Origin of the sequence: Pannonibacter sp. XCT-53 (assembly GCF_009915765.1) — a bacterium.
GTDB classification, from domain to species: domain Bacteria; phylum Pseudomonadota; class Alphaproteobacteria; order Rhizobiales; family Stappiaceae; genus Pannonibacter; species Pannonibacter tanglangensis.
In genome coordinates this window covers 1,409,473-1,424,203 of the sequence record NZ_JAABLQ010000001.1, presented here as the reverse complement: position 1 = coordinate 1,424,203, position 14,731 = coordinate 1,409,473, and the positions used below count along the sequence as shown (strand labels likewise).

At 66.6% G+C, this 14,731-nt stretch carries 11 protein-coding genes; 9 read left to right on the top strand and 2 right to left on the bottom strand.

Features of this window, described 5'->3' with window-relative positions; translation table 11 throughout:
• Positions 1 to 4 precede the first annotated feature (4 nt).
• Entirely contained in the window at positions 5 to 3,709 is a 3,705-nt protein-coding gene (locus tag GWI72_RS06485; protein ID WP_161708165.1) for a vitamin B12-dependent ribonucleotide reductase, read from the bottom strand.
• Between the two features lie 658 nt (positions 3,710 to 4,367).
• Between GWI72_RS06485 and GWI72_RS06480 the strand changes: the two genes are divergently transcribed.
• A complete protein-coding gene (locus GWI72_RS06480) occupies positions 4,368 to 5,252 on the top strand; it encodes a response regulator (protein ID WP_161708164.1) in 885 nt (294 codons plus the stop codon).
• 255 nt (positions 5,253 to 5,507) lie between these two features.
• A complete protein-coding gene (locus tag GWI72_RS06475; protein WP_161673044.1) occupies positions 5,508 to 5,894 on the top strand; it encodes an NADH:ubiquinone oxidoreductase subunit NDUFA12 in 387 nt (128 codons plus the stop codon).
• A gap of 452 nt (positions 5,895 to 6,346) precedes the next feature.
• On the opposite strand, the gene GWI72_RS06470 is transcribed toward GWI72_RS06475, so the two are convergent.
• On the bottom strand, positions 6,347 to 7,033 hold the full coding sequence (locus GWI72_RS06470) for an alpha/beta hydrolase (protein WP_161673042.1): 687 nt from the start codon (positions 7,031 to 7,033) through the stop codon (positions 6,347 to 6,349).
• A 297-nt stretch (positions 7,034 to 7,330) separates the two neighbouring features.
• On the opposite strand from GWI72_RS06470, the gene GWI72_RS06465 reads away from it, so the two are divergent.
• From GWI72_RS06465 to GWI72_RS06435, 7 genes are all read left to right on the top strand, one after another.
• Positions 7,331 to 8,500, top strand: coding sequence for a cysteine desulfurase family protein (locus GWI72_RS06465; RefSeq protein WP_161673040.1), 1,170 nt, complete (start codon positions 7,331 to 7,333; stop codon positions 8,498 to 8,500).
• A gap of 170 nt (positions 8,501 to 8,670) precedes the next feature.
• Positions 8,671 to 10,143, top strand: coding sequence for a Fe-S cluster assembly protein SufB (gene sufB, locus GWI72_RS06460; RefSeq protein ID WP_161673038.1), 1,473 nt, complete (start codon positions 8,671 to 8,673; stop codon positions 10,141 to 10,143).
• 76 nt (positions 10,144 to 10,219) lie between these two features.
• Positions 10,220 to 10,978, top strand: a complete 759-nt coding sequence (gene sufC, locus GWI72_RS06455) for a Fe-S cluster assembly ATPase SufC (RefSeq protein WP_161673036.1) — start codon at positions 10,220 to 10,222, stop codon at positions 10,976 to 10,978.
• A gap of 15 nt (positions 10,979 to 10,993) precedes the next feature.
• Positions 10,994 to 12,280: a SufB/SufD family protein gene (locus GWI72_RS06450; protein ID WP_161708163.1), complete on the top strand. Its 1,287-nt coding sequence runs from the start codon at positions 10,994 to 10,996 to the stop codon at positions 12,278 to 12,280.
• A 112-nt stretch (positions 12,281 to 12,392) separates the two neighbouring features.
• Positions 12,393 to 13,646, top strand: coding sequence for a cysteine desulfurase (locus tag GWI72_RS06445; RefSeq protein WP_161673032.1), 1,254 nt, complete (start codon positions 12,393 to 12,395; stop codon positions 13,644 to 13,646).
• Between the two features lie 10 nt (positions 13,647 to 13,656).
• Complete coding sequence (locus tag GWI72_RS06440) at positions 13,657 to 14,088, top strand: SUF system Fe-S cluster assembly protein (RefSeq protein ID WP_161673030.1); 432 nt, start codon at positions 13,657 to 13,659, stop codon at positions 14,086 to 14,088.
• Between the two features lie 193 nt (positions 14,089 to 14,281).
• Positions 14,282 to 14,662 carry a HesB/IscA family protein gene (locus tag GWI72_RS06435; RefSeq protein WP_161708162.1) on the top strand — a complete coding sequence of 127 codons (381 nt, stop codon included), beginning with the start codon at positions 14,282 to 14,284 and terminating at the stop codon, positions 14,660 to 14,662.
• Positions 14,663 to 14,731: the final 69 nt, after the last annotated feature.

Below are 14,731 nucleotides of genomic sequence, written 5' to 3'. Positions count from 1 at the left end.
TCCCTCAGCTGCACCCGCTCGTCGAGCCGCAGGTGTCGCACTTCAGGCAGGTGCCGTTGCGGACCATGGTGAAGTTGCCGCATTCCGAGCAGCTTTCGCCTTCATAGCCCTTCATCCGGGCCTGGGCGATGCGCTCGGCGGCCGACGACAGGGCAGGGGCCGCGGCCGCTGCGGCGGTTTCCAGCTTCAGCGCCACTTCCGTGTTGCCCGAGCGGGCAAAGGCGGTGGCAACCGCCGAGGTCTGGGCCACCGGCTGGGTGGCTGCCTTCGCCGGGGCGACCGACAGCGATCCTGCGAGGGACCCGGCCGGCTCGCCGCCGGCCTGGACCAGGCGGAAGCGTTCGGTCTGGCCGCGCACCAGGCCGTGGGAGACCACGGCGGGCTCGTGCGGGCGGTCGTCGCTGAGGCCGGCGTTGCTGATGCCGGTGTTGCCGAAGGCCTCCGGCGGCACATGGGCGAGGTCATGACGGCCGAGGTAGGACACGGCCAGCTCGCGGAAGATGTAGTCGAGGATCGAGGTCGCGTTCTTGATCGCCTCGTTGCCCTGCACCATGCCCGCCGGCTCGAAGCGGGTGAAGGTGAAGGCGTCGACATATTCCTCCAGCGGCACGCCGTACTGCAGGCCGAGCGAGATGGCGATGGCGAAGTTGTTCATCAGCGAGCGGAAGGCGGCGCCTTCCTTGTGCATGTCGATGAAGATCTCGCCAAGCCGCCCGTCGGCATATTCGCCGGTGGTGAGATAGACCTTGTGCCCGCCGACGCGCGCCTTCTGGGTGTAGCCCTTGCGGCGGTCCGGCATCTTCTCGCGCGAGCGGATGGTGCGCTCGATGATCCGCTCGACGATGCGCTCGGCGATGACCTCGGCCTTGGCGGCCGCAGGCTTGGCGGCGATGGCCTCGGCGGCCTCGTCCGCGTCCTCGTCCTCGTCGGCAATCAGCTGCGCGTTCAGCGGCTGGCTCAGCTTGGAGCCGTCGCGGTAAAGCGCGTTGGCCTTCAGCGCCAGGCGCCAGGACAGCATGTAGGCTTCCTTGCAGTCCTCGACGCTGGCGTCGTTCGGCATGTTGATGGTCTTGGAGATCGCCCCCGAGATGAAGGGCTGGGCCGCCGCCATCATGCGGATGTGGCTTTCCACCGATAGGTAGCGCTTGCCGATCTTGCCGCAGGGGTTGGCGCAGTCGAAGACCGGATAGTGCTCCTTCTTCAGGTAGGGCGCGCCTTCCAGCGTCATGGCACCGCAGACATGGGTGTTGGCCGCCTCGATCTCCGCCTTGCTGAAGCCCAGGAAGGGCAGCAGCTCGAAGGCGGGGTCATTCATCTGCTCGGCCGTGACGCCGAGCGCGGCCAGCTGCGCATCGCCGAGCGTCCAGCGGTTGAAGACGAACTTGATGTCGAAGGCCGACTTCAGCGCGCCCTTGAGCTTGGCAAGGCTCTCGTCGGTGAAGCCCTTGGCCTTCAGCGCGGCCGGGTGGAGGCCGGGTGCCTGGTCGAGCGAGCCGTGACCGACCGCATAGGCCTCGATCTCGGCGATCTCGCTGGCGCGGTAGCCCAGCACCTCGAGCGCTTCCGGCACGGCGCGGTTGATGATCTTGAAGTAGCCGCCGCCGGCCAGCTTCTTGAACTTCACCAGGGCGAAGTCCGGTTCGATGCCGGTGGTGTCGCAGTCCATGACGAGGCCGATGGTGCCGGTGGGGGCAATCACGGTCGTCTGGGCGTTGCGGTAGCCGTGCTTCTCGCCGAGCTCCAGCGCCCGGTCCCAGGCGAGCTTGGCGCGCTCGATCAGGGTCTGGTCGGGGCAGGAGGCATGGTCGAGCGGCACCGGGTTGGTGGAGAGAAGCTCGTAGCCGGTCGCCTCGCCATAGGCGGCGCGGCGGTGGTTGCGCATGACGCGCAGCATGTGGGCGGCGTTGTCGGCATAGCCCGGGAAGGCGCCCAGCTCGCCCGCCATCTCGGCCGAGGTGGCATAGCACACGCCGGTCATGATCGCGGTCAGCGCGCCGCAAAGCGCACGGCCTTCGGCGCTGTCATAGGGAATGCCGGCGGTCATCAGGAGGCCGCCGATGTTGGCATAGCCAAGGCCGAGCGTGCGGTAGCGGTAGGAGAGTTCGGCAATTTCCTTGGACGGGAACTGCGCCATCAGCACCGAGACTTCCAGCACGATGGTCCACAGGCGGACGGCATGCTCGTAGTTGGCGACGTCGAAGGAGCGGTCCGGCCGGCGGAACTGCAGCAGGTTCAGCGACGCCAGGTTGCAGGCCGTGTCGTCGAGGAACATGTATTCCGAGCAGGGGTTGGACGCGCGGATCTCGCCCGAGGCCGGGCAGGTGTGCCAGTCGTTGATGGTGGTGTGGTACTGGATGCCGGGATCGGCCGAGGCCCAGGCGGCATAGCCGATCTGCTCCCACAGCTCGCGCGCCGACAGGGTCTTCAGCACCTTGCCGTCCTTGCGGGCGGTCAGGTCCCAGGTGCCGTCCTCGACCACGGCCTTCAGGAAGCCGTCGGTGACGCGCACGGAGTTGTTGGAGTTCTGGCCGGCCACGGTCAGGTAGGCCTCCGAGTCCCAGTCGGTGTTGTAGACCGGGAACTCGATGGAGGTGTAGCCCTGACGGGCGAACTGGATGACGCGGCGGATGTAGTTTTCCGGCACCATCATCTTCTTGGCGGCGCGGATCTCGCGCTTCAGCGCCGGGTTCTTGGCCGGGTCGAAGCAGTCGCCATTGTCGGCCTCGCAGTTGACGCAGGCCTTCATGATCGCGGTCAGGTGCTTCTGGCAGATCTTGGAGCCGGTGACGAGCGCGGCCACCTTCTGCTCTTCCTTCACCTTCCAGGAGATGTAGTCCTCGATGTCCGGGTGGTCGACATCGACCACGACCATCTTGGCCGCGCGGCGGGTGGTGCCGCCGGACTTGATGGCGCCGGCCGCCCGGTCACCAATCTTGAGGAAGCTCATCAGGCCGGAGGAGCGGCCGCCGCCGGACAGCTTCTCGCCTTCGCCGCGCAGGCGCGAGAAGTTGGAGCCGGTGCCGGAGCCATACTTGAACAGGCGCGCCTCGCGCACCCACAGGTCCATGATGCCGTTCTCGTTGACGAGATCGTCCTCGACCGACTGGATGAAGCAGGCATGCGGCTGCGGGTGTTCATAGGCCGAGGTCGAGCGGGTCAGCTCGCCGGTCTGGAAGTCGACGTAATAGTGGCCCTGGCCGGGGCCGTCGATGCCATAGGCCCAGTGCAGGCCGGTGTTGAACCACTGCGGGCTGTTCGGCGCCACCTTCTGGGTCGCCAGCATGAAGCGCAGTTCGTCGTAGAAGGCGCGGGCATCGGCTTCGCTGTCGAAATAGCCGCCCTTCCAGCCCCAGTAGGTCCAGGTGCCGGCAAGCCGGTCAAAGACCTGGCGCGCGTCGGTTTCCGAGCCATAGCGCTCGCCGTCCGGCAGCGCGTCGAGCGCGGCCACGTCGGCTTCCTGGCGCCAGAGCCAGGAGGGAACGGTGTTTTCCTCGACCGCCTTCAGGCGGGCGGGCACGCCGGCCTTGCGGAAGTACTTCTGAGCAAGGATGTCGGCCGCCACCTGGGAAAACTGGGCCGGCACCTGGATGTTCTCGAGGCGGAAGACGACCGAGCCATCCGGATTGCGGATCTCGCTCGTGGTCGTCGTGAACTCGATGTCAGCGTAGGGCGACTGTCCGTCCCTGGTGTAACGCCGCTCAATCCGCATTCCCATGCCCCCTTCGCCACGCCAATCGCGACGCCCGCAGGCGTCCGTTCAGGCAGACAGGATCCGTGCCCGACGACACATGCCGTCGGACGGTGAACTGCCGCCGCCCTGTTCACGAGGTTCCGTCGCCAGGCGCGGAACCCATCATGTTGTAGAATTCCAGATCTTTGCGACCAGATATGGTGCGCAGGCGGTGTGTGTCCAGCCAATCCGAGGCAATGACGGGGCCGGCACAAGCCGGCGCGGCCGATCCTTGGGCGATCGGCCGTCAACGCAGGGGATCGGTGTCACTGGAGGAAGCCTGGAAGGAAATCCGGCCCCGGTTACGCATACCGCTATGTTTGCGACATTAGTGTGAATCGTTTGTTAGCGTCAAGCGGCGGGCAGCTATCCGTTGTGTCTGCCTTGTGGGTGGTGATCTAAATATTGTGGTGGCTGTGGAAATCGGGGAGTGTGGTGGACAAGCCGGGAAAGGCGGAAACCGGCGGCGGTTTTTCAGCCGGATCAGGGGCTTTTGCGCCGCTTTTGCCGCTCGTCCTGAGCTTGAGGGCCTTTGCAGACAATTTGACGAAAACACCGGCCCGGCCATTGAACCGGGTTTAAGCCGGCCCGTGCGACACAGATCCTGTCGGACCATGTTGGGGGCCCGGGACCAGTCATGAAACATCACCACGCAGCCTATGGCCTGCCGCTGGAAGCGCTCGACGTCGTCATCGTCGAGGATTCGCGGCAGATGCAGACCATCCTCCGGTCGATCCTGCTCAGCTTCAAGGTGGAGCGTGTGCGCGTCTTCGACACCGTCGACGCCTCGCTGGAGGCCATGCTCACCGAGCCGCCCAATCTCATCCTCGCCGACTGGAAGATGGAACCCACCAGCGGTTACCAGCTCCTGCGCCTCATCCGGCACCGGAACATGGCCCCGCTCTGCTTCGTGCCGCTTCTCTTCATCACCGCCCATGGCACCCGCGCGCTGGTCGACAAGGCGCTGCGGGCGGGGGCGCATCATCTGCTGGTCAAGCCGGTGTCGCCGTCGATGCTCTATGCCCGTGTCCGCTGGCTCCTGAGCGATGACCGCCAGTTCGCACCCGACAAGAACGGCTTCTACACCATCGACGGTGTTGCCGGGCTGCTCGACGCCCAGGCTGGCAAGATGCAGACGCTCGACAACGCCCGCGCCTATCACGAGCGGGCGACCCGCCGCTATCAGGAGGCGCTGGAAACGGTCGAGCAGGTGTTCAGCACCGAGCCGGGCGCCGCGCCTGATTCGGCGCCGGTGCGGGCGGCCACGCGGCCAGGGGCGTCGCGCAAGGCCGCAGCTGCGGCTGCGCTGCCGTCCCAGGCGCCCGCGCCAGGCCCGGCAGCCGGTGCGGTCCCGGGCAAGACAACAGGTGCGCCCCCGCTGCCGGCTGCCCTTCCGGCCGCCGATCCTGCGACCCTCGAGCCGGCCCACCGGGGCTCCGCGTCGCCGGAGGCGCCCGCGACCCGGCGGCTCAAGGCGGCCAAGGCGCAAGCCTATGCGGCCCTGCGGCAGGCCAAGGGATAGGAGCAGCCCCCGGATACGGATCCGGACCCTCCATCCGTCCAGCGCCGCGCGATGCGGCATCCTTGCAGAACCGCGCCATGCGTCTGGACAGGGACAGAAACACCCGTCATATTCCGCGCAAATCGGGCCGGCGCCGCCGGCCCTCCCGATTGCCTGGCGGCGACGGGCCGGGGCCGGCATCCGGCAGATGACCCCGGCCAGGCCAGGCCGCAAGACAGCGCCGCACGGCTGTGCGGCCCAAGGAGCGCAGGAACGATGAAGCAGCTTCTGCTCGAGCTTTTCACCTGGTGGAACGGCCAGACCATGGGCACCCGCTTCTTCACCTGGCGCAAGGGTGAGTTCGTCGGCGAGGACGAGTTCGGCAACAAGTACTACCGCGAGCGCGGTGGCAAGAAGCGCTGGGTCATCTACAACGGTCTCGCCGAGGCCTCGACCATTCCTCCGGGCTGGCACGGCTGGATGCACCACCGCGTCGATGTGGCTCCGACCGAGGAGAACTATCACGCCAAGTCCTGGCAGAAGCCGCATCACGCCAATCTGACCGGAACGCCGGCGGCCTATCGCCCCAAGGGCTCGATCCTGGCCGACAACCAGCGTCCGGAAGTCACCGGCGACTACCAGCCCTGGACCCCGGGCCAGTAAGCGGTCGACGCCGGTCGGCAGCATTCAGGATCAGACGCTGGATGAAAAAAAACCCGCCGGCATGGCGGGTTCAGACTGCTGACAAACCTGCTCACAGTCATCCCGGCCCAGCTGAGCGTCAGCGAAGCGCCGAGCCGGGATCCAGATATCAGCCGCGCGAAGCGCGACACACCTGTCGGTCGCAAGTCGTATCGAGTTGACTTGGTTTTGGGCTCGCTTGCGCTAGCACAGACATGCTGGATTCCGGATCTGCGGTTCGCTGAACGCTCACCTTGTCCGGAATGACGGCAAACTGACGAAACTCCGAAGTTTGTCAGCAGTCTGAACCCGCCTATTAGGCGGGTTTTTTGTTGGACCGTCGGCTGCGAGCGATGCGGGGGACAGGTCTGACCCATCAAAAAGCAGAAGGCCCGCGTGAGCGGGCCTTTGGCGTTTCCAGGTCGACGGACCGATCAGTCTTCGCTGGCCGGAAGGGCCGGGATCAGCGGCGGCGGCGTGTCGAGGCCGAGGCGCTTGTCGAGATAGGACCCGCAGCGCAGCATCAGGTCGTCGATGCTGTTCTCGAAGAAGTGGTTCGCGCCGGGGATCGTCTCGTGATCGATGATGATGCCCTTCTGCGTCTTCAGCTTGTCGACCAGGTTCTGGACGTCCTTCTGCGGCACGACCTTGTCGTTGTCGCCATGGACGATCAGGCCCGAGGACGGGCAGGGGGCGAGGAACGAGAAGTCATGCAGGTTGGCCGGCGGAGCAACCGAGATGAAGCCCTCCACCTCCGGCCGGCGCATCAGCAGCTGCATGCCGATCCAGGCGCCGAAGGAGAAGCCGGCGATCCAGCACGCGCGCGCATCGGGGTGAACCGTCTGCACCCAGTCCAGCGCGGCAGCGGCGTCCGACAGCTCGCCCTGGCCGTGGTCGAAGGATCCCTGCGAGCGGCCGACGCCGCGGAAATTGAAGCGCAGGACCGCAAAGCCGCGCTGCGCGAACATGTAATAGAGCTGGTAGACGATCTGGTTGTTCATGGTGCCGCCGAACTGCGGATGCAGGTGCAGCACCAGAGCGATCGGCGCATTCCGCCGCTTGGCGGGATGGAAACGGCCTTCCAGTCGTCCGGCCGGGCCGTTGAAGATCACCTCGGGCATGAAGCGCGATGTCCTTTGTTGCATCCCGGAGCCAGACCCGGGACAGGGCGGTCAAGATACGTGAAATCCCTGAGGTCAAAACTTGACTTTGGGGTTCCGAGTTTCTAGAACCTTCTTTAGAATGGTTCAAACACGGGACCGTGGGCCTGCCGCCCAAGGGGTCGTGTTCGAGCGCTCGGCGCACTTATCATCATCACGACGGCGAATTTCAAGTTTTCCGTTGGTCCGGATGTCATTTGATCGCGCAACGGGTGCCCGAGCCTCGTCGTTTCATCGCAGGACCGCTGACTGACGGCCATGACACTCGCTGCTGAGCGCCTTTACCTGGATCACAATGCGACCGCCCCGCTGCGGCCGCAGGCGCGCGCCGCCATGATCGAGGCGCTGGACGTGGCGGGCAACCCGTCGTCGGTGCATGGGGACGGCCGCCGCGCCCGCGGCATCGTCGAGGGCGCCCGCGAAGCGCTCGCGGCCCTCTGCGGCGTCAAGGCCCGGTCCGTCATCTTCACCGGCGGGGCGACGGAGGCCAATGCGCTGGCATTGTCGCCGGCCTGGCACGACGCCAGCGGTCCGGTCTATCCCGACCGCCTGATCATGTCGGCCGTCGAGCATCCGAGCGTGCGCTCCGGCGGCCGATTCCCGCCGCGCCAGATCCGGACCCTTGAGGTCGACCGGGACGGGCGCGTCGACCTGGACCATCTCGACCGGCTGCTGGCCGAGGGCGGCACGCCGCTGGTCAGCGTCATGGCGGCCAACAACGAGACCGGGGTGATCCAGCCCCTGGCCGAGATCGGTGCGCGGGTGGCGGCCGTCGGGGGGCTGTTCCATGTGGACGCGGTGCAGGCAGCCGGACGTCTGGCGCTGACCCCGAAGGACTGGCACGCCAGCGCCATCAGCCTCTCGGCGCACAAGATGGGCGGGCCGCAGGGTGTGGGCGCGCTGGTTCTGTCCTCCTCGGCCGTGGCCCCTTCGGCGCTGCTCGTCGGCGGTGGCCAGGAACATCACCGCCGGGCGGGCACCGAGAACGTGGCCGGGATTGCCGGATTTGGCGCAGCTGCGCGCGCGCTGGCCGACAGCTCCGCGGAAATTTCAAGGCTCGCCGGCCTGCGTGCGCTTCTCGAACACGGCCTGCGTCATATATGTAGCGACAGCATCATCTTTGGCGCGGACGTTGAGCGGCTCGCCAACACGGTCTGTTTCGCCGTGCCGGGCGTTCCGGCCGAGCTGGCGCTGATTGCCTGCGATCTCAAGGGCGTGTCCCTGTCCTCCGGTTCGGCCTGCTCGTCGGGCAAGGTGGGCGTGTCGCACGTGCTGTCGGCCATGGGCGTCGAGGAGGATCTGGCGCGCTGCGCGCTCCGGCTCAGTCTCGGCTGGACCTCGACCGAGGCCGATGTGGCCCGGTTTCTGGATCTCTGGAGAGAGGTGGCCGGCCGGCTCAATCCGGCTTCGGTGCATCGCGCGGCCTAGGCCGCAGCTGCGGCGGCGCCCGAGGAGCCGTCGCCGGCTGGAACTGTGGTCCGCCAGGGGCGGACGGGAAGAAGCGCCGGTCTTGCGGGACCGGCATGAGTGCAGGGCCGCCCGGCGCGGCCGAAACCAGACGAACCGGTCCTTGAAACCGGTGCCATGGAGAGAAGACAATGCCCGCTGTGCAGGAAACGATCGACCGGGTGAAGGCGATCGACGTCGACCAGTATAAGTACGGCTTCGTCACCGACATCGAGTCCGACAAGGGCGGCAAGGGTCTGTCGGAAGAGACCGTCCGCTTCCTGTCGGCCAAGAAGAACGAGCCGGAGTGGATGACCGAGTGGCGCCTCGAGGCGCTGCGCCGCTTCCACACCATGACCGAGCCGACCTGGGCCCGCGTCGACTATCCGCCGGTCGACCTGCAGGACCTCTATTACTGGGCGGCGCCGAAGTCCGTCGAAGGTCCGAAGAGCCTCGACGAGGTCGATCCGGAACTGCTCAAGACCTACGAGAAGCTCGGCATCCCGCTGCGCGAGCAGGAGATCCTTGCCGGCGTCGAGCCGAAGAACCGCGTCGCCGTCGATGCGGTGTTCGACAGCGTCTCCGTCGTCACGACCTTCAAGGACGAGCTGAAGAAGGCTGGCGTCATCTTCTGTTCCATCTCCGAGGCCATCCGCGAGTACCCGGACCTGGTCCGCAAGTATCTCGGCTCGGTGGTTCCGGTCACGGACAACTACTACGCCACGCTGAACTCGGCCGTGTTCTCGGACGGCTCCTTCGTCTACATCCCGGAGGGTGTCCGCTGCCCGATGGAACTGTCGACCTATTTCCGCATCAACGAGAAGAACACCGGCCAGTTCGAGCGCACGCTGATCATCGCCGAGAAGGGCTCCTACGTGTCCTATCTCGAAGGCTGCACCGCGCCGCAGCGCGACGAGAACCAGCTGCATGCCGCCGTGGTCGAGCTGATCGCGCTGGATGACGCCGAGATCAAGTATTCCACCGTCCAGAACTGGTTCCCCGGCGACAAGGACGGCAAGGGCGGCATCTACAACTTCGTCACCAAGCGCGGCGACTGCCGTGGCCGCAATTCCAAGATCTCCTGGACCCAGGTGGAAACCGGCTCGGCCATCACCTGGAAGTACCCGTCCTGCATCCTGCGCGGCGACAACTCGCGCGGCGAGTTCTACTCGATCGCCGTCTCCAACGGTCACCAGCAGGTCGACAGCGGCACCAAGATGATCCATCTCGGCAAGAACACGTCGAGCCGCATCATCTCCAAGGGCATTTCCGCCGGCAAGTCGCAGAACACCTATCGCGGTCTCGTCTCGGCCCATCGCAAGGCGACCAACGCGCGCAACTTCACCCAGTGCGACTCGCTGCTGATCGGTCAGGACTGCGGCGCGCACACGGTGCCCTATATCGAGAGCAAGAACGCCTCGGCCCAGTTCGAGCACGAGGCCACCACCTCGAAGATCTCCGACGACCAGATGTTCTACTGCCTGCAGCGTGGCCTGTCCGAGGAAGAGGCGGTCGCCCTGATCGTCAACGGCTTCGTCAAGGACGTGATCCAGCAGCTGCCGATGGAATTCGCCGTCGAGGCCCAGAAGCTGATCTCCATCAGCCTGGAAGGCTCGGTCGGCTGAGCCGCCTCGCACCCGGAACCCTGTTTGAAGACGGCGCAGGACTGTCGCGCCGCTGACTGAAATGAGGACTGCCTCAATGCTTGAGATCAAGAACCTGCACGCCCGCATCGCCGAAGACGGCACCGAGATCCTGCGCGGCATCGACCTGACCGTGAACCCGGGCGAGATCCACGCCATCATGGGGCCGAACGGCTCGGGCAAGTCTACCCTGTCCTACATCCTCGCCGGCAAGGAAGACTATGAAGTCACCGAAGGCGAGATCCTGTTCAACGGCGAGAACCTCCTCGACATGGAAGCCGACGAGCGCGCCGCTGCCGGCGTGTTCCTGGCCTTCCAGTATCCGATCGAGATCCCGGGCGTTGCCACGATGGAATTCTTGAAGACGGCGCTCAACGCGCAGCGCAAGGCGCGTGGCGAGGCCGAGCTGTCGGTTCCCGACTTCCTCAAGCTGGTGAAGTCCAAGGCTGCCGACCTCAACGTCACCATGGACATGCTGAAGCGTCCGCTCAACGTCGGCTTCTCCGGCGGCGAGAAGAAGCGCTCGGAAATCCTGCAGATGGCGCTGCTGGAGCCGAAGCTCTGCGTCCTCGACGAGACCGACTCGGGCCTCGACATCGACGCCCTGCGCATCGTCTCGGAAGGCGTCAACAAGCTGCGCTCGCCGGAGCGCTCGATGATCGTCATCACCCACTACCAGCGCCTGCTCGACCACATCGTGCCGGACGTCGTCCATGTCCTGTCGAAGGGCCGGATCGTCAAGACCGGCGGCAAGGAGCTGGCGCTGGAGCTGGAAAAGAACGGTTACGCTGACTATGTCGGCGAAAAGGCTGCCTGAGGCCGAGGAGAGACCATGACCGCGACCCTGCGTGTCGTTGCGACACAGGCCGAAACGGACCTCAACGCCCAGTTCGAGGCGCTGAAGGCCGGTGGCGCGACGCTGATCGACCTGCGCGAGGCGGCCTTCCAGAGCTTCAAGGCGACGGGGCTTCCGCACCGCCGCATCGAGGAATGGAAGTACACCGACCTGCGCGCCTTCGCGAAGTCCTACGAGGCGCCGGCCACGGCCGCGAGCCTTGAGGACGTGCGGGCGGCGCTGGCTGCCGTCGACACTTTCGGTGACCTGGCGCGCCTGCGCGTCGTCATCGCCAATGGCCGCCTCGTGGCGGACCTGTCCGACCTGGCGGGGCTGGCTCAGGCCGGCGTCGAGGTGAGCGACATCGCCACGGCCGGGCCCGAGCTGTTCGCGGCACCCGAGATCGCGGCCGCCAATCCGGCACTGGCCCTCAACACGGCCCTGCTGCAGGGCGGCGCGATCCTGCGCGTGCGCGCCGGCGCCGAGGTCGAGGCCCCGGTGGAGGTCGTCCAGCTCGCGCTTGGCGGGGCCACCTATGCGCGCCTGCGGGTCGAGCTGGCCGCCGGTGCCCGGCTGACGCTGATCGAGAGCTTTGCCGGCGTCCAGGCCCCGGTCAATGCGGTGTCGGACTATGACGTCGCGGACGAGGCAACCCTCGTCGGCGCGCGCCTCATCGCCAACACCGGGTCGGCGCCGCATCTGTCCACGGCCCTGATCCGTCTGGGGGCCCGGGCCGAGGTGCGTACGCTCGGCTTCCTCGTCGGCACCGATTTCGCCCGCAACCAGGCCTTCGTCACCTTTGCCGGCGAGCATTCCGCCGCCAAGCTCTATGGTGTCACCATGGTGCGTGCCGACCAGCTGGCCGACCAGACGCTCGTCGTCGATCACGCCGTGCCGAACTGCGAGAGCCGCGAGTTCTTCAAGACCGTGATCGACGGGCGCGCCAAGGGCGTATACCAGGGCAAGATCATCGTGCGTCCGCACGCCCAGAAGACGGACGGCCGCATGATGACCCAGGCGCTGCTCCTGTCGGAAGACGCCGAGATGGCCAACAAGCCGGAACTCGAGATCTTCGCCGATGACGTCCAGTGCGCCCATGGCGCCACCAGCGGCCAGATCGACGAGGACCTCTTGTTCTATCTCCGCGCCCGCGGCATTCCGGAGGCCGAGGCCCGCACCCTGCTGATCCTCGCCTTCCTGTCGGAAGCCATCGAGGAATTTGGCATGGACAGCGTGACCGAGGCGCTCGAGGCCCGCGTCCGGACCTGGCTCGCCGGCAGCTGAGACGCGCCGGCCGTTCTGCGACAAGGCTGCGCCCGGGATCATCCCGGACGCGCCACCCCCGACCGCCCGGGACGCGGGGAGGGCAGGCCCTCCCGGTCCGCAAGGAGATGACATGACCGCCCCGTTCGCCCGTCCAGAGACCGATCAGCCCTACGATGTCGCCGCCATCCGGCGCGACTTTCCGATCCTGTCGCGGCAGGTCTACGGCAAGCCTCTGGTCTATCTCGACAACGGCGCCTCCGCCCAGAAGCCGCAGGCCGTCATCGACGCCATGGTGAAGGCCTATTCCAGCGAATATGCCAATGTGCATCGCGGGCTGCATTTCCTGTCCAACGCCGCCACGGAGGCCTATGAGGCCGCGCGCGAGACCGTCCGCCGCTTCCTCAACGCCGGCAGCGGCGACGAGATCATCTTCACCCGCTCGACCACCGAGGCGATCAATCTGGTCTCCTACGGCCTCGGGCCCGAGACCTTCGGGCCGGGCGACGAGATCGTCCTGTCGATCATGGAGCACCACTCCAACATCGTGCCCTGGCATTTCCACCGCGAGCGCAACGGCGCTGTGCTGAAGTGGGTCTATGTGCGCGAGGATGGCGGCTTTGACCTGGAGGCCTTCGAGGCCGCGCTGACGGACCGGACCAGGCTGGTTGCCATCACCCAGATGTCGAACGTGCTGGGCACCGTCGTGCCGGTGAAGGAGATCTGCCGGATCGCCCATGAGCGCGGCATCAAGGTGCTGGTCGATGGCAGCCAGGCTGCCGTGCACATGCCGGTCGACGTGCGCGACATCGACTGCGACTTCTATGTCTTCACCGGCCACAAGGTCTACGGCCCGACCGGCATCGGCGTGCTCTACGGCAAGATGGAGGCGCTGAAGTCCATGCGCCCGTTCTGCGGCGGCGGCGAGATGATCGTCGACGTCACCGAGGACGCGATCAGCTATGCCAACCCGCCGCATCGCTTCGAGGCCGGAACCCCGCCGATCGTGCAGGCCATCGGCCTTGCGGCTGCGCTGGACTACATGGACCGGATCGGCCGCGACCGGATTGCCCGCCACGAGGCCTCGCTGCTTGCCTATGCGACCGAGCGCCTGTCGTCCATCAACTCCCTGCGCATCTTCGGCAAGGCGCCCGACAAGGGCGCGATCATTGCCTTTGAAATGCAGGGCGCCCATGCCCATGATGTGGCAACGATCATCGACCGGTCCGGGGTGGCCGTGCGGGCCGGGACCCATTGCGCCCAGCCGCTGCTGGCCCGCTATGGCGTCACCTCCACCTGCCGGGCCAGCTTCGGCCTCTACAACACGCACGAGGAAGTCGACGTCCTCGTGGATGCGCTGTTGAAGGCGCAGAAGTTCTTTGCCTGAGGAGCTCCCCATGGACGACACCTCCGCAGCCCGTCTTGGCACCGACGCCGCACCCGGCAGCACGGCCTTGCAGGGCGACAGCCCTGCCGGCGAGGGCAGCGCCGCGGCTCCGGTCGCAGCCATTCCCGAAGCGGAACTGGCCGCGCTGACCGACAACATCGTGGCCGCGCTGAAGACGGTCTACGATCCGGAGATCCCTTGCGACATCTACGAGCTTGGCCTCGTCTACAAGGTCGACATCGAGGATGACCGGTCGGTCAAGGTCGACATGACCCTGACCGCGCCCGGGTGCCCGGTGGCCGGCGAGATGCCGGGCTGGGTGGAGAATGCCATTGCCTCGGTGCCCGGTGTCGGCGACGTCGAGGTCCGCATGGTCTTCGACCCGCCCTGGACGCCGGATCGCATGTCGGAAGAGGCCCGCGTGGCCCTCAACTGGTACTGACACCAATGCCCGGCGCGCGTCATTCGCCGGGAACTGGTCGGTCCGCTGCGGCGACCGGGCATTTTCAGGGCGTGCAGCGTCAGCATCGCAACGCCTTGGCAGGAGACCCTTTTGCCAGCCGGGCCGCGTGCCCATATACTGGCCAAGGACGCATGACAGCGGCGCCTCTGCCGCGCCTGAAGGGAAACGGACCATGGCATCGGCCCGCAAGTTCCAGATCATGAAGGTCACCCCGGCTGCCGCCGGCCGCGTGCGCGAGCTGATGGAGGGCGGCGACGCTCCGCGGCTCGGGCTCAGGGTGGGCGTCAAGAAGGGCGGCTGCGCCGGCATGGAATACACCATGACCATGGTGGATGCGGCCGACCCGCGCGACGACGTGATCGAGGCGGACGGCGCCCGGGTCTTCATCGACCCGTCGGCGGTGCTGTTCCTGATCGGGTCGGAAATGGACTTCGAGGTGACGAAGTTCCGCGCCGGCTTCGTGTTCCGCAACCCGAACGAGGTCTCCTCCTGCGGCTGCGGCGAATCTGTCTCGCTCAAGGCCGCCGACCCGACCGCGCTCGCCCTGTCCTGAGATCGCCCAACCCCGGAACAGTCAGCCCGCAAGCAGTCAGTCCTGAAACGGCCTGTCCTGCCCTTGCCT